General features: G+C 73.5%; 12 protein-coding genes and 1 pseudogene. 2 read left to right on the forward strand and 11 right to left on the reverse strand.

What is annotated here, in order from left to right:
* Nucleotides 1-29: 29 nt before the first annotated feature.
* Nucleotides 30-1,262: pseudogene (locus tag A8711_RS16900) on the forward strand (hypothetical protein); the annotation flags it as partial.
* Nucleotides 1,263-1,740: 478 nt separating this feature from the next.
* Here A8711_RS16900 and A8711_RS16905 read toward each other — a convergent pair.
* Nucleotides 1,741-3,219 carry a hypothetical protein gene (locus tag A8711_RS16905; protein ID WP_043327630.1) on the reverse strand — a complete coding sequence of 493 codons (1,479 nt, stop codon included), beginning with the start codon at nt 3,217-3,219 and terminating at the stop codon, nt 1,741-1,743.
* Between the two features lie 252 nt (nt 3,220-3,471).
* The gene (locus A8711_RS16910) at nt 3,472-4,053 is read right to left on the reverse strand and encodes a YceI family protein (protein ID WP_043327631.1); all 582 of its coding nucleotides are present in this window, start codon (nt 4,051-4,053) and stop codon (nt 3,472-3,474) included.
* A 101-nt stretch (nt 4,054-4,154) separates the two neighbouring features.
* Between A8711_RS16910 and A8711_RS16915 the strand changes: the two genes are divergently transcribed.
* Nucleotides 4,155-4,646: a MarR family winged helix-turn-helix transcriptional regulator gene (locus tag A8711_RS16915; RefSeq protein WP_043327632.1), complete on the forward strand. Its 492-nt coding sequence runs from the start codon at nt 4,155-4,157 to the stop codon at nt 4,644-4,646.
* A 263-nt stretch (nt 4,647-4,909) separates the two neighbouring features.
* Here A8711_RS16915 and A8711_RS16920 read toward each other — a convergent pair whose 3' ends face one another.
* The 9 genes from A8711_RS16920 to A8711_RS16960 form a co-directional block, all read right to left on the reverse strand.
* Complete coding sequence (locus A8711_RS16920) at nt 4,910-7,486, reverse strand: helix-turn-helix domain-containing protein (RefSeq protein ID WP_069088777.1); 2,577 nt, start codon at nt 7,484-7,486, stop codon at nt 4,910-4,912.
* 101 nt (nt 7,487-7,587) lie between these two features.
* Nucleotides 7,588-8,736: an acyl-CoA dehydrogenase family protein gene (locus A8711_RS16925; RefSeq protein ID WP_043327634.1), complete on the reverse strand. Its 1,149-nt coding sequence runs from the start codon at nt 8,734-8,736 to the stop codon at nt 7,588-7,590.
* 118 nt (nt 8,737-8,854) lie between these two features.
* Nucleotides 8,855-10,387 (reverse strand): acyl-CoA carboxylase subunit beta, encoded by a 1,533-nt coding sequence (locus A8711_RS16930; RefSeq protein WP_069088778.1) that lies wholly within the window; start codon nt 10,385-10,387, stop codon nt 8,855-8,857.
* A gap of 186 nt (nt 10,388-10,573) precedes the next feature.
* Nucleotides 10,574-11,494: a hydroxymethylglutaryl-CoA lyase gene (locus tag A8711_RS16935; protein ID WP_043330791.1), complete on the reverse strand. Its 921-nt coding sequence runs from the start codon at nt 11,492-11,494 to the stop codon at nt 10,574-10,576.
* Between the two features lie 26 nt (nt 11,495-11,520).
* On the reverse strand, nt 11,521-12,858 hold the full coding sequence (locus A8711_RS16940) for an acetyl/propionyl/methylcrotonyl-CoA carboxylase subunit alpha (RefSeq protein WP_069088789.1): 1,338 nt from the start codon (nt 12,856-12,858) through the stop codon (nt 11,521-11,523).
* A gap of 77 nt (nt 12,859-12,935) precedes the next feature.
* Entirely contained in the window at nt 12,936-13,550 is a 615-nt protein-coding gene (locus A8711_RS16945; RefSeq protein ID WP_069088779.1) for a TetR/AcrR family transcriptional regulator, read from the reverse strand.
* A gap of 58 nt (nt 13,551-13,608) precedes the next feature.
* Entirely contained in the window at nt 13,609-16,455 is a 2,847-nt protein-coding gene (locus tag A8711_RS16950; protein ID WP_043327637.1) for a hypothetical protein, read from the reverse strand.
* A complete protein-coding gene (locus A8711_RS16955; protein ID WP_069088780.1) occupies nt 16,448-18,241 on the reverse strand; it encodes an HSP90 family protein in 1,794 nt (597 codons plus the stop codon). The genes A8711_RS16950 and A8711_RS16955 overlap by 8 nt, the downstream gene beginning before the upstream one ends.
* Before the next feature lie 163 nt (nt 18,242-18,404).
* Nucleotides 18,405-19,544 (reverse strand): FAD-dependent monooxygenase, encoded by a 1,140-nt coding sequence (locus tag A8711_RS16960; protein ID WP_069088781.1) that lies wholly within the window; start codon nt 19,542-19,544, stop codon nt 18,405-18,407.
* Nucleotides 19,545-19,602: the final 58 nt, after the last annotated feature.

A 19,602-nucleotide genomic window follows, 5' to 3' on the forward strand; every position in this document is an offset into this window, starting at 1 on the left:
GCCGACCTCGGGACGTTACGCTCCCCGGCATGGTCAGTCGGGGCTGGGGAGGATCGACCGCCGCCGCGCTCGGCGTCGCTGCCGGCGCGGGCGCCGCGCAGCTCGGTTTCGGGTACGGGTTGGGCATCATCAACTGGGCGCCGACCGGCGCGGTACGGATCGAGGCGGCCTGGGTGGCGAGCCTCGCGTGGGCGACCTGGATCGCGGCGACCTCGGTCATAGCCGGCGCGGTCTGCGCCCAGCGCCTGCGGGGCCGGGACGACGAGTCGCAGGGCCGGCCGCCCCGGTTCGCGCTGGTGCTCGCCGCAGCTGTCGGCGCGCTCGTCACCGTACTGCTGGTGGCGGTGCCGGCGCGGGCGGCCCAGGTGCCGGACGTGTCCGCGCCGCAGACCGTCGCCGCCGCGTACGCGGGAGCCGGACTGCTTCTCGGGATGCTGCTCGCCACCTGGGCGCTGCACACCCGCGCCGCCGCCACCAACCTCATCGCCACCTCGGGCTGGCTCTGGCTGCTCGCCGTCGTGTCGGTGGTCGACGGGGTGATCGCCGGCCGTGGCCTGACCACCGCCCAACTCGGCATCTGGCAGATCAGCGCGGACCGAGGCGCGTTCTGGATCCGCGACTACTTCTACTGGCCCGGCGCGCTGCTGTCGGTGCTCTCCGCGCTCGTGATCGGCGTGCTGGCGGCCCGGCGCGCGGCCCGCGCCGCCGAGGTACGGGTCGGCGCGGCCGCCTCCGGAGCGGCCGGACCGCTGCTCGTGGCACTGGCGTACCTGCTCGCCGTACCGCGGCTCGCCGGGATCGCCGCCGAGCAGTTGTCGGCCCACCTGATCGCCCCGTACGCGGTGATCGCCGGCGTCGGCGGCTCGATGCTGACGGCCGCGCTCGCCCAGCGCGCCGAGCGTCGCGCCGCCGAGCGGGTGAGCGTCCCCCGCCAGCGCACCGGCGAGCCGGACCCGGTCGTCGGCGAGGCCGACCTGGCGACCGGCGACCTGGCGACCGGCGACCCGGCCTCGAAGGACGGGCCGTCGGAGCCGGCCGGATCCGCGTCGGACCCGTCCGGCACGTCGTCGGCGGGCAGCTCCGGTGAGCGCCCGTCGGGTGTGTCGCGCCGGCGCTCGACCGGATTGTTCGGGGCGCGGAAGGCCCGCCCGTCAGCGACAGATCCGTCAAGCCCGTCAGCGGTCGGCACGTCGGGTCCGTCGGCGGCAGATCCGTCGAGCCCGTCAGCGGTCGGCCGGCCAGCATCGGACCGGTCAGCATCGGACCGGTCAGCATCGGACCGGTCAGCGTCGGACCGGTCAGCGTCGGACCGGTCAGCGTCGGACCGGTCAGCGTCGGACCGGTCGGCGGACTGGGCGGCCGGGACGGACAAGGCACCGGACACCTCGGCCGGCACGCGTGAGGCGACGGCCGCAGCCGAGCCTGGCGTAGCCGTCGGCCGGACCGGAACGGAGAAGGGCCGTGCCACCCGTTCGGCTACCGGCCGTCGGGGTCGGGCCGTCCCGCCGCAGCGCCAGCCCGAGGCCCTGGACCACCCGCAGACCAGCCAGGACGGTCCCTCGTCACGTTCAGACAAGCCCTCGTAGTACCCCGAGGCTCCTCAGCGGTCGCCCGAATCCCGCCCACTCCCATCGATCTTGAAGTTGTGGTGCCTCCCAAACCGCCCAACAAGGGCATCCCAGGCGCCACAACTCCAAGATCGGCGAGGCGGGGGCGGGAGGGCGGGGGCGGGGGGCGGGGTTAGTCGGCGGGCCAGGTGTGTACGGGCTCGTTGCTGCGCTGGAGTTCGGCGTAGCGCTTGACCATGTGGTGCAGGGCGGCCTCGCGGTCCAGGCCGCGGTGCCGCTCGGCCGCCCACACCGTCTCGGTCTGCCAGACCGCGCCGTTGCGGCCGGTACGGCAACGGCCCTCGATCACGCCCAGCAGGCGGTCCCGCTCGGCCGGGGCGACGCCGAACCGGTCCAGCCCCTGCTCGGCCACCGGGAGCAGCGTCTCGAGGACGAGCTTGGTCACCGGTACGTCGCCGAGGCGCGGCCAGTGCAGGACCGCCTCGATGCCGCGCCGGGCGGCGGCGTGGAAGTTCTCCTCCGCCGAGCTGAACGTCAGCTGGCTCCAGATGGGACGGTCCGCCTCGGCGAGGCCGCGGGCCAGCCCGAAGTAGAAGGCCGCGTTGGCGAGCATGTCCACCACTGTCGGGCCGGCGGGCAGCACCCGGTTCTCGACCCGCAGGTGCGGGCGGTCGTTCATGATGTCGTAGACCGGCCGGTTCCAGCGGTAGACGGTGCCGTTGTGCAGCCGCAGCTCACCGAGCTGGGGCACGCCCCCGGCGTGCAGCACCTCGACCGGGTCCTCGTCCTCGCAGATCGGCAGCAGCGGCGGGAAGTAGCGGACGTTCTCCTCGAACAGGTCGAAGATCGAGGTGATCCAGCGCTCCCCGAACCACACCCGGGGGCGTACTCCCTGGGCCTTCAGCTCGTCCGGGCGGGTGTCGGTGGCCTGCTGGAACAGCGCGATCCGGGTCTCCGCCCAGAGCTGCCGGCCGTAGAGGAACGGCGAGTTGGCCCCGACGGCGACCTGGACGCCGGCGATCGCCTGGGACGCGTTCCAGTAGTCGGCGAAGCTGTCCGGCGCGACCTGCAGGTGGAACTGGAGGCTGGTGCAGGCGGCCTCCGGCGCGATCGAGTCGGTGTGCGTACGCAGCCGCTCGACGCCGTTGATGTCCAGCTCGATGTCCTCGCCCCGGGCGCCCACGATCTGGTCGTTGAGGACGCGGTACCGCTCGTTCGTGGAGAGGTTGTCGGCGACCAGGTGGCGTTCGGTGAGCGTGGGCAGGATGCCGACCATCATGATCGTCGCGTCGGACTTGGCGGCCCGCTCGTCGGCGCGGCTGAGGCTGCTGCGCAGGTCCTGCTCGTAGTCGGCGAAGCCGCTGCCCTCGATCAGCCGGGGTGAGGCGTTCAGTTCGAGGTTGAACTGCCCCAGCTCGGTCTGGAACAGCGGGTCGGCGATGTCGGCCAGGATCTGGTCGTTGCGCATGGCGGGTTCCGCGGCGGCGTCGATCAGGTTCAGCTCGATCTCCAGCCCGGTCATCGGCCGGTCGGCGTCGAAGCCGAAGTCGTCGAGCATCAGTGCGAAGACGTCCAGGCAGCGCCGGACCTTCTGCCGGTAGCGGACCCGATCCTCGCGGGAGAAGGCGCCCTGGTCGACGTCTCTGCCCATGTGTCCTCCCGACGCCGGTGCGACGGAACCGTACCGTTCCGCAACGCATTGTGAACCATTCACGTGGTGCGCGTAAGTGCGCCCCGTCCGCAGCCCGCTGTACGGGCGGCAGATCTGCACCTGTACCCCGTCGGCACCCCCACCAGCGCGGTCGGCCGGAGAACATCGGGTGACGATTCGCACCCGCTGCGCGTACACGGGAAGGGCCCGCACCGTCGGCGGACGGTGCGGGCCCCGCGGGCCTGGCCGGGCTCAGCCCTGGCGGATGGCCTCACCCTCGATCTCGATCTTGACCTTGCGGCCGACCAGGACGCCACCGGTCTCCAGCGCCACGTTCCAGGTCAGGCCGAAGTCCTCGCGGTCGATCTCGGTGGAGGCGGAGAAGCCGAAGATGTCCTGCCCGAAGGGGCTGCGGCCGACGCCCTCGAACTCGACCTCCAGCTCGACCTGACGGGTCACGCCCTTGATGGTCAGCTCGCCGACGAGCACGAACTCGTTGCCGTCGCGGGACTTCACCTCGGTGCTGCGGAACTCCAGCGTCGGGTACTGCTCGACGTCGAGGAACTCCGGGCTGCGCAGGTGCGCGTCGCGGTCCGCCTGTGCGGTGTTGATGCTGGCGGCCTGGATGCTGGCGGTGACCGTGGACTGCATCGGGTCGTCGGCGATGGTGATGGTGGCGGTCGCGTCGGCGAACTCACCGCGTACCTTGCTGACCATCATGTGCCGGGCGACGAATCCGACACGCTTGTGCGCGGCATCCAGAAGATAGGTGCCGGGGGTGGGGATGGTGAGACCCTCCCAGTCGCGGGTAGTCGCCTCGGTGCTGCTGGTCATGGTGCTCTCCTCCGGGGAAAACGGTTTAGTATCCCAACGACTGACTGAGCAACTATAGCTACAGCAATATTCCCTGTGTCAAGTGTTGCTAGGATGGTGGCGTGGACCAGAACGTGTTCGACGATCCCCGGATCACCGCCGTCGGCCTCCTCGTCGAGGCGCACGCCGGGCTCTCCGCCCGGTTCGCCGCCCAGTTCGACGAGCACGGCCTCTCCCCGGTCGAGTTCGAGGTGCTCACCCGACTCGCCCGCTCACCCAACAACCAGCTGCGGATGACCGACCTGGCGGCGCAGACCTCGCTCTCCACCAGCGGCGTGACCCGCGTGGTGGACCGGATGGAGCGGGACGGGCTGATCCGCCGGCGCGCCTGCCCGTCCGACCGCCGCAGCTCCTTCGCGGTGGTGACCGCAGCGGGCCTGAGCCGGCTGGACGCCATCCTTCCCGGCCACCTGCGGATCATCGAGCAGTGGTTCACCGGCCAGCTCGACCCGAGCCAGCTCGACGGGCTGCTGGACGGGCTGCGCCGGGTCCGGGACGCGGTCCACCCGGGCGCCACGGCCGGCAGCACCGAGCCGGACGAGGACGCCGCCTGACGGTCCACTGCCGACGGTCCACAGCTCCACCATCCGCCGATTGATACCGGCGGGTCACCGGCAGAATGACCGGCAGAACCGCTCAAACAGTCGGGCAAAAGGGCGCAAAAGCCCCCATATCTCTTGCAGCCCCTCGGTAGTCTTCCCGGAGCGGGGGGCACCGGGGGGTGCTGGCGCGAGCGTCGAGCGAGGGGCAGCACCAGGGGGCTACTTCGTTCGCGCCACCCCCGCGCCCTCCGCCTCCTGGCGCACGCAGCCGCTGGTCAGCGTGCCTTCTGACGCCGGGCCGCCAGGGAGAAGAGCAGTTCCTCCTCCTGCGGCAGCAGGCTGACGCCGGTGGCCCGCCGAGCGGCGTCCAGGCGGTCCAGCACGGCCGGGTCCCCGCTGCTGACCGCCAGCCCCACGAGCGCCTCGACCAGGTCGCGCCGGCCCGCGCCGCCCGCCGCCGCGTCGGCCGCCGCCGCGAACCACTCCACCGCCAGTTCCCGGTCCCCCCGGCGCAGCGCCACGTGCCCCTCGATCAGCCCACGCAGCGCGTCCTCGGCGCGTGCGTCCGCCACCGCGCCGGGTGGATTCAGGCTCTCCATGACCGGCGGCCGACGCTGGCCCGGCACCGCACCCGAGGGCCACAGCTCGGCGGCCGCGGCCAGCGCCTCGTCGCCCCGGCCCTGGCCGGCGAGCGCCAGCGCGACCTTGCCGACCGTCCGTCGCTGTCGGCGGGGATCGCCCAGCTCGGCGAGCGCGGTCGCCACCCGGCGGCCCTGCTCGACCGCCTCCGCGTACCGGCCCTCCAGACGGGTCAGCTCGGCCTGATCGGCCCGCGCCAGCAGGCGCAGGCGCCGGTCGCCGCACTGCGCCGCCAGGCGGTCCACGGTGGCCAGCCGCCGCCGGGCGTCGGCCAGCCGCGCCGCGCGTACGTCGTGCCAGGTGAGGTGCGACTGGGCAACGGCCATCTCGCGTACCCGGCCGTGGCGGGTGGCCGTCGCCAGCGCGGCCTCGGCCTGCTCACGGGCCTCGTCGTGCGCACCGAGCCCGCGCAGCAGCACGCAGAGAACGGACCGGGCCGACAGCTCCCCGACCACGTCACCCGCCTCGGCGAAGATGACGAGCGCGGCCCGGGCGGCCGGCAACTCCTCCGCGCCCGCGCCGTGCTCGGCGGCCAGCCGGGCCGCGCCGAGCATCGCCCAGGCCCGCAGCGTGGACCGGGTGCCGGCGGTACGCGGATCGGCCAGCAGCCGCCGCAGCCAGCGCCGGCCGGAGACGTCCCGCCCGCGCAGCCGCCACCACCGGGGCAGCGACGCGGCCAGCAGCAGCGCCGTCTCCGGCACATGCACGGCGGCGTACGCGAGGGCGGCGGTGATGTCGCTCGTCGCCTCGTCGAGCAGGCGTACCGCGCCGGACAGCTGTGCGCCCACCAGCCCGGGCGCGGTGCGGTGGACGAACCTGGCGATCACCGCGGCGTGCCGGAGCCGGATCCCGGCGGTCTCGCCCTCGACGTCGGCCTGCTCGGCCGCGAAGTCACGGACCGCGTCCAGCAACCGGAACCGGAACGGGCCGGCGCCCCGGACGCTGAGCAGGCCCAGCTCGCGCAGCCGGTCCAGCATCGGCGCCGCGTCCCACCGCTCGCCGCCACCGACGAGCAGCTCCCCGGCGAGCAGCTCCTCGGCCAGCTCGACCGACCAGCGGTTACGGAACGCGGAGAGCCGCCGCAACGCGGCCCGGTCGGCGGGCGCGAGCAGGTGGTAGCTGCTGGCCACCGCCTCGCGCAGCGTCACCGTGCCGGCCGATCGGTCGGCGGCGGGCTCCCACCCGGGATGGGCGCCGGTCAGGTCCAGCACGCGGTCGCCGTAGCGGTCGAGCAGTTCGGTGACGTCGAGGATGCGTCCCCGCGCCGCCATCAGCTCGATCGCCAGCGGCAGCCCGCCGAGGCGGCGTACCAGCGCGGCGAGCGCCGGCAGCTCGGCCGCCGTGGGTGGTTCGCGGCGGGCCTGGGCGAGGCGGGCGGCGAACAGCGCCGCAGCGGGCCAGCGATCCAGGTCGGCCCGGTCGGCGGGCGCGGCGTCCGCCGGTGGCACGTCGAGCGGCGCGACCGGGCGGACCAGCTCGCCGGGCAACCCGACCGGGCGGCGGCCGGTCACCAGCACCCGGAGATCCGGCGCGGCGGCGGTCAGGGCGCGAAGCGCCCCGGCCACCGGCTCGGGTGCCCGGTCGACCGCGTCGACGACCAGCAACGCCGGCCGGCCGTCGAGCCGGCAGGCGAGGTCGGCCAGCCGGTTCACACCGAACACCGACGCGGACGCGGCGAGCACGTCGGCGACGTCCGAGCCCTCCCCGACCAGCACCCCGCTGACACCGCCCGGGTGCCGGGCCGCCACCGCGTGCGCGACAGTGACGGCGAGCGCGGTCTTGCCGACCCCGGCGAGCCCGACCAGGCTCACCACCGGGTGGGCGTCGAGCAGACCGGACACCTCGGCCACGTCCCGGTCGCGGCCCACCAGGGGTACGGGCTGGGGCAACGCGACCGGCGCGGCCGACGGTCCGGCGGCTGCGGTGTCGGGGAGGCGGGGTCCGGGCCGGGCCGGCGTGGGCCGGGCGGTGGCGACGAACTCCCGCCGGTCGTCACCGGCCAGGCCGAGCGCGTCGGCCAGCAGGTCCACTGTGGTGCGCTGAGGGCGGACGGCCCGCCCTCGCTCCAGATCGCGGACCGTCCGCACGCCCACGCCGGCCCGGCCCGCCAGCTCGGCCTGGGTCAGGCCGGCGGCGAGCCGGTGCCCGCGCAACAGATCGGACAGACCGGTGCGACCGCCTGGGCTCCGCGCACCGTCATGATCCGGAGTCATGGGCACGAAGAGTACGGATCGACTCCGACGCTCCACAGCCCATCGTCACCCACCCGACCGTCCCCTGCCGTTATCCGACAGGACGCGGACGAGTGCGCCTCTCACATGCCGAGGTCGCGGGCGATGATCATGCGCTGCACCTCGCTGGTGCCCTCACCGATCTCCAGGATCTTGGAATCGCGCCAGAAGCGGGCCACCGGGTACTCGTTCATGAAGCCGTACCCGCCGTGGATCTGCGTCGCCTCGCGGGCGTTGTCCACCGCGACGGTGCTCGCGTGCAGCTTGGCGATCGCCGCCTGGCGCTTGAACGGCTCACCGGCGAGCATCCGCGCGGCGGCGTCGTAGTAGGCCAGCCGGGCGGTGTGCGCCTTCATCTCCATGTCCGCGATCTTGAACTGGATGGCCTGGTAGTTGCCGATCGGCTGACCGAACGCCTGGCGCTCCTTGGCGTACTTGATCGACTCGTCCACGCAGCCCTGGGCCAGGCCGACGGCGAGCGCCGCGATGGCGATCCGGCCCTCGTCCAGGATGCGCAGGAACTGGGCGAAGCCCCGGCCGCGCTCGCCGAGCAGGTTGGCCGCCGGCACCCGGCAGTCGTCGAACGTCAGCTCGTGCGTGTCCGACGCGGTCCAGCCGACCTTCGAGTAGCCGGGCGCGACGGTGAAGCCGGGCGTACCGGACGGCACGATGATCGTGGACAGCTCCTTGCCGCCGTCCGGCCGCGTACCGGTGACTGCGGTGACGGTGACCAGCGCGGTGATGTCGGTGCCGGAGTTGGTGATGAACGCCTTCGAGCCGTTGATCACCCACTCGTCGCCGTCCAGGACCGCCCGCGTCCGGGTGCCGCCCGCGTCCGACCCGGTGCCCGGCTCGGTGAGCCCGAACCCGGCCAGCGCCTCACCGCTGAGCAGCTTCGGCAACCACTGCGCCTTCTGCTCCTCGGTGCCGAACCGGTAGATCGGCATCGCGCCGAGCGACACCGCGGCCTCCAGCGTGATCGCCACGCTGGAGTCGACCCGGGCCAGCTCCTCCAGGGCCAGGCAGAGCGCGAAGTAGTCGCCGCCCATACCGCCGTGCTCCTCCGCGAACGGCAGCCCGAACAGGCCCATCTTGCCCATCTGACGGACGATCTCGTACGGGAAGGTGTGCTGCTCGTAGTGCTCGGCGATGGTGGGCGCGACCACCTCGCGGGCGAATTCCCGGACGCTCTCCCGCAGCGCCTGCTGCTCCTCGTCGAGCCGGAAGTCCATGTCGATCCTCCTGGAAAGGGCGGGCCGCCGGGCGCTCGTGACGCCGTGAGCGGCTGAAGCGTTAGGAGGGGCCCCTTTACATGCACCAGGCGTTAAGAGGGGGCCCTTCCTTACCGGGTCAGACGGGGGTGACGCCGTGGCGGCGCCGGGAGAAGTGCCGCTCCTTGCCGCGCGCGGCGGCGAACCGGCGTACCAGCTCGGCGCGCAGCTCGTGCGGCTCGACGATCGCGTCCACCACCAGCTCGCTGGCGAGGCGGACCACGTCGATGTYGCGCTCGTACTCCTCGCGCTTCGCGGCCACGAACGCGGCCCGCTCGGCCTCGTCGGAGATGGCGGCGATCTTGTTGGCGTAGACCGCGTTGACGGCGGCCTCCGCGCCCATCACCGCGATCTTCGCGGTGGGCAGCGCGATCGTGGCGTCCGGCTCGAAGCCGGGGCCGGCCATCGCGTAGAGACCCGCGCCGTACGCCTTGCGGACCACCACACAGATCTTGGGTACGGTCGCCTCGGAGATCGCCGTGATCATCTTCGCACCGTGCCTGATGATCCCCTGCTTCTCCACCGCGCTGCCGACCATGAAGCCGGGCACGTCGGACAGGAACAGCAGCGGCACGTTGAACGCGTCGCAGAGCTGCACGAACCGGGTCGCCTTGTCGGCCGAGTCGACGAAGAGCACGCCACCCTTGAACATCGAGTTGTTGCCGACCACGCCGACGACCTCGCCGTTCAGCCGGCCGAACCCGATGGTCAGCTCCTTGGCCCACAGCGCCTGGATCTCGAAGAAGCTGCCGGAGTCGAGCAGACCCTTGACGTACCGGCGCATGTCGAACGCCTGCCGCTCGCTGGCCGGCACCAGCGCGGCCAGGTCGGCCTTCTCCGGCGCGTCCACCGCGTCGGCGGCGGGCGGGTCCTGCTTCCAGTTCGACGGCAGGTACGACAGGTAGGTCCGTACCACGTCGAGCGCGTCGTTCTCGGTCTTGCAGAGGAAGTGACCGACGCCGGACTCGGCGCAGTGCACCTTGGCGCCGCCCATCGCCTCCAGCGTGGTCTTCTCGCCGGTGACCATCTCGACCATCCGGTCGGAGCCGAGGTACATGCTGGCGTTGCCGTCCACCATGGCGACCACGTCGCAGAACGCCGGGATGTACGCCCCGCCCGCCGCGCTCGGCCCGAACAGCGCGCACACCTGCGGGATCGAGCCGGAGGCGCGGACCTGGTTCCAGAAGATCTTCCCGGCGCCGCGCCGACCGGGGAACAGGTCGACCTGGTCGGTGATCCGGGCCCCGGCCGAGTCGACCAGGTAGACCATCGGCACGCCGGTCGCGTACGCCCGCTCGATGATCCGGATGATCTTCTCGACGGTACGCGCGCCCCAGCTTCCGGCCTTGACCGTGGAGTCGTTCGCCATCAGGCAGACCTGGCGGCCGTCGATGGTCGCGGTGCCGGTGACGACGCCGTCGGCGGGCAGCCCGTCGGCCATCGCGTTGGCGTAGAGCCCGTCCTCGACGAAGGAGCCCTCGTCGACCAGGTACGCCACCCGCTCCCGGGCGAACAGCTTGCCCTTCGCGGCGTTCGCCGCGTGGTACTTGTCCGCACCACCGGCGCGGGCGCGCTTGCGCAGCTGCTCCAGTGCCTCACCGTCGAGCGTCACGCCGACTCCCGTTGCCACCGCCCGCGCAGGGCGCCACCGACCTGAACGATCGTTAGGCTACCCCACCGCCGCCCTCTCCGGCGACCCGCTCCTCGCACCCCCACCCATCCACTCCGTGATCAAGGAGTTTGCGCCCTCCGCGCGACCGAATGAGGACACAAACTCCTTGATCAACGCGCGAAACGGTCAGGAGGGGAGGGGGGTCAGGCGGGTACGGGGGCCGGCCCGGAGGACGCCGGACGGGAGTTTCTTGCCCACCAGGGTCTCGGCCAGCTCGGCGGCAGCGATCAGGGCGTCCAGGTCGATGCCGGTGTCGATGCCCATGTCGTGCAGCATGTGCACCGCCTCCTCGGTGGCCAGGTTGCCGCTGGCCCCCGGCGCGTACGGGCAGCCGCCGAGGCCGCCCACGCTGGCGTCGAACTCGGTGACGCCCAACTCCATCGCGGTGAGCATGTTCGCCAGCGCGGTACCCCGGGTGTTGTGGAAGTGCAGCAGCACCGGCAGGTGGGCGTTGCGGTCCCGCACCGCCGTGACCAGCTCGCGGACGCGCCGGGGCGTACCCATGCCTGTGGTGTCGCCGAAGGCGACGCGGTCCGCGCCGTCGCGGGCGACCCGGTCCACGATCGCGGCGACCCGGCGGGGGTCCACGTCGCCCTCGTAGGGGCAGCCGAAGCTGGTCGCCACGATCACCTCGGCGGTCGCGCCCGCGCCGTGCAGCAGGTCGATCAGCTCGGCGATGTCGTCCAGCGACTCGTCGGTGGAGCGGTTGACGTTACGGCGGTTGTGCGTGTCGCTGGCCGAGACCACCACCTCGATCTCGGTGAAGCCGGCGGCCAGCGCCCGCTGCGCGCCACGGGTGTTCGGCACCAACGCGGAGTAGCGCACCCCGTCGGCCTTCTCCGCCCGCTGCCACACCTCGTCGGCGTCGGCCATCTGCGGGATCGCCCGGGGGTGGACGAAGGAGACGGCCTCGATGCGCCGCACCCCGGTACGGGACAGCGCGTCGAGCAGCCGCACCTTCGCGTCGGTGGGGATGGGCTCCTCGTTCTGGAGGCCGTCCCGGGGACCGACCTCACGGATGCTCACGGAGTCGGGGAGTTCCGCCATCAGGTTCACCTCGTTCGGGTCGAAGGTCAGCGCATCCGGGAGACGATGCCGGTGTCGTAGTCGCCGGAGAGGAACTCCGGGTTCTCCAGCAGCTCGGCGAAGAACGGCAGGTTGCACTTCGGGCCGGCGATCTCGAACTGGGCGACCGCCGCCCGGGCCCGCTCGACCGCCTCCTCGCGGGTGTCCCCGCTGACGATCAGCTTGGCCATCAGGCTGTCGTAGAACGGCGTGACCGTGTTGCCGGCGACGTAGCCGGAGTCCACCCGTACGCCGGTGCCGGCCGGCTCGTTCCAGGTGGTGATCGCGCCCGGGCCGGGCAGGAAACGCTTCGGGTCCTCGGCGTTGATCCGCAGCTCGATGGCGTGGCCGCGCGGGGCGAGCGCGTCCGGGTCGAACGTCGGCACCAGCCCGGCCGCCACCCGGAGCTGCTCCTCGACCAGGTCGACGCCGTAGACGTACTCGGTGACCGGGTGCTCGACCTGCAGCCGCGTGTTCATCTCCAGGAAGAAGAACTCCTGCGTCGAAGGATCGAGCAGACATTCCACGGTGCCCGCGTTGCGGTAGTTCACCGCCTCGCCGGCCCGTACCGCGGCGGCCAGGAAACGCTCGCGCAGCTCCGGCGAGACCGCCGGGGACGGCGACTCCTCGACCAGCTTCTGGTTGCGCCGCTGCACCGAGCACTCCCGCTCGCCGAGCGCCACCACCCGGCCGTCGGCCAGGCCGAGGATCTGCACCTCGACATGGCGTACCCGGGGGAAGTACCGCTCGATCAGCACCGAGCCGTCGCCGAACATCCGCTCCGCGAACGCGCGGACCTTGTCGTACTCGGTGCGCAGCGCCGCCTCGTCGGCGGCCACGCCCATGCCCATGCCACCGCCACCGGCGGCGGCCTTGACCATCACCGGGTAGCCGATCTCCGCGGCCGCCGCGACCGCCGCGTCCAGGTCGGCCGCCGGCTCGGTGGTGCCGGGCGCGACCGGCACCCCGGCCGCCGCCATCAGGTTCCGGGCGTTGATCTTGTCGCCCATAGCGGTGATCGCGTCCGCGCCGGGTCCGACCCAGATCAGGCCCGACCCCTCGACGGTACGGGCGAAGTCCGCGTTCTCGGACAGGAAGCCGTAGCCGGGGTGGATCGCCTGCGCGCCGGTGCTGCGGGCGGCCTCGAGGATCGCCTCGACGTTCCGGTAGCTCTGCGTCGGGTTCGCCGGGCCGACGCAGACCGCCTCATCGGCCTCGGTCACGAACGGCAGCGCGCCGTCGGCCTCCGAGTGCACAGCGATCGTCCGGATCCCGAGCCGCCTGCCGGTACGGATGATCCGGCGCGCGATCTCCCCCCGGTTGGCGACCAACAACGATTCGATCATCTTCTGCACGGACGTGACCCCTTCTCGACGCAAAGCCGGGGTCTCTTCTTAACATGCGTTAAGGTCCGGGCGGCGTGTCAGGTCGGGTCGGTGGGCGCGAGCAGGGCCGCGAGCGTCGCGCCGCGCAGCAGCTCGGCCCGGCGCCGGCGATCGACCTCGCCACCGAGGAACGGCGTCGAGTTCATCAGGCCGAACGCCGCGTGGGCGAGCACCCGGGCCGCGCCGTCCGGCAGGCCGGGGTGCAGCGCGGTCAGCACCGTCACCCACTCCTCGACGTACATCCGCTGAAGCCGGCGGATGCGCCGGCGCGGCTCGTCCGGCAGGCGGTCCAGCTCGTGCAGGTGCAGGGCGATCACCGCCGGGTTGGCCAGCGCGAACTCGACGTGGAAGTCGATCAGCGACTCCAGCGCGCCACGCGGGTCGTCCGGGTGCCCGGCGGCCCGCTCCCGCCCCCCCGCGAGCAGCCCCTCGCTGACCGGCACCAGCGCGGCGACGAGCATCGCCTCCTTGCCGGCGAAGTGGTGGTAGAGAGCCGGCCCGGTGACACCGGCCGCCGCGYCGATGTCGTCCATCGACACGCCGTGGTAGCCGCGCGCCGCGAAGAGGCCGACCGCGATCTCCAGGATCTCGTCCCGCCGGGACCGGCGCCGGGCCGTGCCCGCCGTCCCCCGTGCCTGCTGTTCCACCGCCACCGGATCAGCCTAGACCTCGGCGTCGATCTAGAGCAGCCGCGGTTACCCGGCAGTCGCCTCAGTCCTCCTCGATGCCGTGCTCGGCGCGGACCGTCGCCGCCTCGGCCGGCCGGCCCTGGTCGTCGAGCGCGCGGGCCAGCAGCCAGGCGGCATGCGCGGCGGGCCGGGAGCCGGTGGGCAGACCACCCAGCACCGGACGCAGCAGCCCTTCGGCCTGCTCCGGCCGGCCGTCGCGCAGCAGCAGCTCGCCGGTCAGCACCTCGACCTGCGCCGCCTCGCCGAACGCCTCGATCGACCGGAGCCGCCCCGGCACACCCTCCAGCCGGTCCAGCGCGGCGGTGAGCCGGTCCTCGCCGATCAGCACCCGGGCGACCGCGTCGGCGGCCATCGCCCGCTCGTACGTGACCACGGGCGGCTCGTCGGGCTGACCGGAGACCGCGGCCGCCGCGGCGTCCACCCCCTCGATCGCGGCCACCGCGGCCGGCAGGTCACCGGACCAGTGCAGGGCGAGGAGTTCCCGCCGCCGGGCCCGCAACTCGTCCACCTGGAATCCGGCCAGCCGCCACGCGCTGGCCGCCGCCGCGAACCGCTGCGCGGCCAGCGCGTCCCGGTCGGCGTCGTAGAGCAGGCCGCCGGACTCCTCCAGCACCTGCGCCCGGCGGGGAAGATTGTCCGGCCCGTCCAGGTTCTCCGCCAACGTGTCGAGCACCGCGAGCGCCAGATCCGTCTCACCGAGCCCCGCGTAGATCCCCGACAGCATGTGCCGGCACCGGTCCGCCTCCGCCTGCGCGCCGGCCCGGTCCAGCCCGAGCACCGCCTCCTCGGCCACCTCGGCGGCCTCGGCCAGCCGGCCGGCCATCCGGTACGCCTCGGCCAGCTCCCAGCGCAGCAGCGCGTCGCCCTCCAGCCCCTGCTCGACGCAGAGCGTGACCGCCTCGGCCAGATCGTCCACCGCCTCGCCGGCCCGGTCGGCGGCCAGCAACGCCCGGCCCCGGGTCACCCGCAGCGGCAGGTGGGCGCCGGCCGGGGCGACAGTCAGCGCCTCGTCGCAGGCGGCCACCGCGTCGGCCGGATCGTCGGTGGAGCGGGCGTACGCCAGGCAGGCGCTGGTCAGCATCTCGGCGTCGCCCAGCTCGCCGGCCAGCCGGCGGGACCGTGCCGCCGCGTCCCGGAACTCCTCGGCCCGCTCCAACTGCTCCAGCACGTGCGTGCGGTGCAGCGCGACCCGCCCGGCCAGCCACGGATCGGCGTCCGCCTCCGCGTCGGCGCGGTCGAGCGCGTCGAGCGCCTCCGCCCACCGCTCCCGGTGCACGTGGGCGAGCGCGAGCCGGTCCCAACCGGCGGCCCGATCCCGCGGTTCGCCGTGCGCGGCCAGGTACGCGGCCGACTCCCGGGCCAGCGTCAGCCCCTCGTCCGCGCTCTCCTCGGTCATGCTCAGCAGCACACCGAGCCGCCCGGCCACCACCTGCGCCCGCAGCGGGTCCGGCACCTCCCGCCACGCGGCCAGCGCCTCCCGGTTGACAGCGGTCGCCACCGCCACGCCGTCGTCGTCCTCCTGGGACAACTCGCCCGCCCGCAGCTCCAGCCGCCACGCCCGGGTGGCCGGCGGCAGGTCGGCGTCGCCGTACCGCTCGTCGTACGCGCGCAGTACGGTGCCCAGCCCCTCCCGGCAGTTGGTGCGCCAGCACTCCTCGGCCAGCGCCAGCAGCTCGTCGGCGCCGGCGTCGGCGGGCACGCTGACCGGCGGCTCGGTCGTCGCCCGGTCGTCCGGCGCGGTACGCGGCGCGGGCACCACCGGGCGGCGCACGCTGGCGGAGAGCGGCAGGTGCTCGCCCTCCGGCCCGGCCACCAGCTTCCGGGCGATCAACGCGGACTGGTGCGTGGTGCCGTTACGCGCGTCGAAGCGCCCGGCCAGCCCGGTGGCCGTACCGGCCAGCTCGTCGGCGAGCGCGCCCACCGGCACGTCGGCGGCCGGCCGGTCACCGGAGGCGCGACGGTGCACAGTCAGCTCGGCCGGCACCTGACGCAGCGCCGCCGACGCGGCGGCCGCGAAGTGCATCGCGGCGGCCGGGGTGGGTGCCCGGTCCAGCCAGTCCAGGTGCCGCTCGACCAGCTCCAGCGCGCGGGCCTCGTTGCCGGTCGCGGTGCAGAACTCGATGTGCTCGGCGACGTCCCACAGGTTGGCCAGGTGCCCACGCAGCCGCCGGTACGCCTCCCGGTGCGCGTCCCGCGCGGCGTCGCCCCGGCCGGTCTCGCGGTAGGGCGTGAGCAGCGCGGTGAGGATCCCCTGCGGCTGCTCGCTGCAGGTCAGCCGGCCGGCGAGCACCGGCTCGGCGAGGGCCACCGCCTCCTCGTGCCGGCCCAGCCGGACCAGGTGCGCGACCTGCGTGGTCGGGTCGCAGCCGGCGCAGTCGGAGAGCGTGTCGCGGGGCGTGGTCATCCACTTGCGGTACCACTGCTCCGCCGCGTCCTCATCGCCCACGTGCGCGGCGACCAGGTAGCGGTGCTTGTGGACCGCCTGCAACGAGTGCCCGGCGTCGCGGTAGCGCCGCTCCATGTCGTCGAGCACCGCGTACGTCCGGTCCAGCGGCAGCTCCGGGAACTTCACCATGGCGTTGACCATGTACTTGAAGGCCCAGAGCAGCTGGTGCGTGTAGCCCTGGTGGTAGGGCTGCGGATCCTTGTCGTACTCGGACAGGCACCAGGAGAACGTGACGAACGACTTCGCCGGTTCGCCGCCGTAGACGTACGCGGTGGTGCCGGTGACCCGGGCGGCGAAGGCGAGGTGCCGGTCGTCGCCCGCGTCGGCGCGGCGCAGCAGTTGTTCCAGCGCGGCGATCTGCCCCGGGCCGTACGGCATGGTCTCGATCTCGTGGTGCATGCGCCAGAGGTCGTCGTCAGTCACGGGTCACTCCCGGTACGGCCCGGCCGAGCAGGCCGAGGAAGGAACTGTTCAGCAGCGCGGCGTCGGCCGCCCGGATCGGGTGGTGCCCGAGCAGCAGGGCCTGCCCGTAGAGCGCCTCGACGGCCAGCCCGACCAGCTCCGGGTCGGCGAGCGTGGTCACCCGGCGGACCAGCGGGTTGCGGTGGTTGAGCACGAGTTGCGGGCGGTCCGGCGGGGCGGAGGCGGCGAGCGCGTCGAGCACGCCGCCCCACAGCTCGTCGGCCTTGTCCCGGCTGGCGGCGAGCTGGTCGTGGAACGCGGCCGAGCGGGACACCAGGTAGAGCGCGGGCAGCGAGACCGGGTCGTACGCCCGGATGACGACCTCGCAGCCGAGCCGTTCCAGCGCCCGCTGCGCGCCGGTCAGGAACGGCCGCAGGGCCAGCTCGGTCGCCGGGTCGAGGATCTCGAACCGGGTGGTGAGGTCACTCGGCTCCAGCCGTTCGATGAGCACCGATCGATCCACTGTGGGCAATCGCTCGATCAGCTCGGTGTCGTACGTGTAGCCGCCGTTCACCACCGCCAGGTCCTGCGCGGCGGCCACGGCGGCGAGCTGGCGGAACTCGTCCAGGCCGGCGGCGTACCGGAGCACGCCGTGGCGCTGCCGGAACTCGGCGAGCGTCATCGTGCCCACGTTGGTGTCCATCGGCCACCACTGGTCGACCAGCCGCAGCATCTCGTCGTCGTGCATCGCGAGCGCCTTGACGCCGAGGTGGTGCACCTGGAGGAACTCGCCGAGCCGGCGCGGGTCGTGCTTGGCCAGCCGCACCAGCCAGCCCCGGATCTGGTCGCCGAGCGCCTCCCGGACGGAGGTGAGCAACGCGTCCTCGTAGAGCGCCTCGCGGCTCGCGGTCGGGCGCAGCTCGCTCGCGTCGACCACGCAGTGGGCGAAGAAGGCCCACTCGGGCAGCAGCCCGTCGGCGTGCTCGCTGAGCAGCATCCGCTTGAGGTAGACCCGGTGCCCGGCGCGGGCGGCCGGGTTCACCGCGGCGGGCAGGATGAACGCCACTCCGGTGAGGCCGGCCTCGGGCACCGACAGCGGCACCACGTCGAACGGGACGAACCCGAGCAGCTCCTGCGCGTACCGCTGGAGCCCGGCGCGGTCGACCGGCGCGCCGGGCGTGGTGGGCCACGGCGGCGGCCCGGCGGTGGTCGGCGTGTCGCCGACCCGGACGTCGACCGGCAGCAGGCTGCCGTAGAGGCGGGCCAGCTCGGTGACGGTGGGTACGCCGAGCCACTGGTCGGCGTCGCGCCGGGGCACCAGCGTCACTGTGGTGCCGGGCTCGTCGCGGGCCTGCTCCGGCTCGGCGAGCCGCACCGCGTACCGGCCGTCGGACCAGCCCGTCCAGAGCACCGTGGGCTCGTCGGCGTGCCGGGTGACCACCCGGATCTCGTCGGCGACCAGGAAGCAGGAGAGCAGCCCGATGCCGAACTGGCCGAGGAACTCGTGCCGGGAGAAGCCCAGCTCGTCGCGTTTGGAGCTGCGGCCGATGGTGGCGAGCAGCTCGTGCACCTGCGCCTCGGTCAGGCCGATGCCGGTGTCGTGCACGCGCAGGGTGCCGTCGCCGGTCAGCTCCGGCGGCTCGATGCGTACCCGGGCCGGGGCGTTCGGCTCGGTGGACCGGCGCGCGGTGATCGCGTCGACGGCGTTCTGGAGCAGCTCGCGCACGTAGACGCGCGGGCTGCCGTACAGGTGGTGACTGAGCAGGTCGACCACGCCACGGAGGTCCACCTGGAAGGTGCGGTCCAATCGCGCTCCCGGTTCGGATTTCGGCGCTCACCGTACCGGTCAGCGCCGACAGTGTCCGACCCGTTTCATCCCTCCCCCGCCCGCCCACCTCCTCGCTGATCTTGCACTTTCCGCCCGGTCGAAGGCGCACAAAAAGGACCCGTCGAGGGCCCGAACTGCAAGATCAGCGGGGTGGGGGTTCGAAGCCGGCGAGGCGGGTTGCGATTCGGGCGCGCATCGGGGGGAGGGTGGAGACCGCCTGGAGCAGGAGGTTTCGCAACGGGCGGAGTGGGGGTGGGGCGGCGGCTAGGCGGGTCAGGGTGGCGGCGAAGCCGAGCACCTCCTCGGCGCGGGGGCGGCGGTCGGCCGCGTACCCGTCGAGGGCCCGCGGACCGGCGGCGAGCGCGTCGCCGAGCGCGACCGCGTCGCGCAGGCCGAGATTCATCCCCTGCCCGCCGGCCGGGCTGTGCACGTGCGCCGCGTCCCCGGCGAGCAGCACCGGCCCGGCACGGTAGGTGCTCGCGATCCGGTGGTGGATCCGGAACCGGGACGACCAGTCCATCCCGGTGACCCGGTCCGGCCGGCGCGCCGGACCGCGCTCGTCGAGCAGCGCCTGGAAGTGGTGCGCCTGCGGGTCGCGCGGCGCGTCCGCCACCGCGGCGACCAGCCGCACCGTGCCGTCGGGCAGCGGCGCCCAGACCAGCGGGCCCCGCCGGGACAGGAAGAGGCTCACCTGGTCGCGCGGCAACGCGCTGTCCACCCGGACGTCGGCGAGCAGGAACGACTCCCCGGGGTCGGCCGGGCCGCCGAAGCCGATGCCGGCGAGTTCGCGGACCCGGCTGTGCATCCCGTCCGCGCCGACGATCCAGCGCGCCCGGACCGCGCGGCCGCCGTCGAAGCGCGCGAGAGCGCCGTCGCCGTCGAGGTCCAGGCCGGTCATCTCGTACGGCCGCAGCACGCGCCCGCCGAGCGCGGCGAGCCGGTCGGTGAGCACCGCCTCGGTCTCCGCCTGCGAGATCAGCAGCGCGTACGGGTAGCGCGACGGCAACCGGTCGAAGGGGACGGTGAGCAGCACCCGGTCCCGGTCGCGGACGCTGAACCGGGCCGAGCGCAGCCCTCGGGCGGCCAGCGGCGCGGCGACAGCGATCCGGTCCAGCACTTCGAGGGTGCCGGCGTGCACGACGGCGGCGCGCGACGTGACGGGCGGCTCGGCGAGCCGGTCGACGACGGTCGCGGCAACCCCGTGCCCGGCCAGCGTCACGGCCACCGCCAGGCCGGTCGGCCCGGCGCCCACCACGAGGACGTCGGTGCGTTCGGGCAGCATCGCTCCCACCTCCGGCTCGGTCAACAACTGTTTGCCAACACATGTTGACTTCACAGTA

Origin of the sequence: Micromonospora sp. II, from assembly GCF_001709195.1 — a bacterium.
Lineage (GTDB): Bacteria > Actinomycetota > Actinomycetes > Mycobacteriales > Micromonosporaceae > Micromonospora > Micromonospora chalcea.

What these genes read in the sequence shown, in the direction of transcription:
- A8711_RS16905 (WP_043327630.1), bottom strand. Translation starts at nt 3,219, where the DNA reads ATGGGCAGAGACGTCGACCAGGGCGCCTTCTCCCGCGAGGATCGGGTC.
- A8711_RS16910 (WP_043327631.1), bottom strand. Translation starts at nt 4,053, where the DNA reads ATGACCAGCAGCACCGAGGCGACTACCCGCGACTGGGAGGGTCTCACC.
- A8711_RS16920 (WP_069088777.1), bottom strand. Translation starts at nt 7,486, where the DNA reads ATGACTCCGGATCATGACGGTGCGCGGAGCCCAGGCGGTCGCACCGGT.
- A8711_RS16925 (WP_043327634.1), bottom strand. Translation starts at nt 8,736, where the DNA reads ATGGACTTCCGGCTCGACGAGGAGCAGCAGGCGCTGCGGGAGAGCGTC.
- A8711_RS16935 (WP_043330791.1), bottom strand. Translation starts at nt 11,494, where the DNA reads ATGGCGGAACTCCCCGACTCCGTGAGCATCCGTGAGGTCGGTCCCCGG.
- A8711_RS16940 (WP_069088789.1), bottom strand. Translation starts at nt 12,858, where the DNA reads ATGATCGAATCGTTGTTGGTCGCCAACCGGGGGGAGATCGCGCGCCGG.
- A8711_RS16960 (WP_069088781.1), bottom strand. Translation starts at nt 19,544, where the DNA reads ATGCTGCCCGAACGCACCGACGTCCTCGTGGTGGGCGCCGGGCCGACC.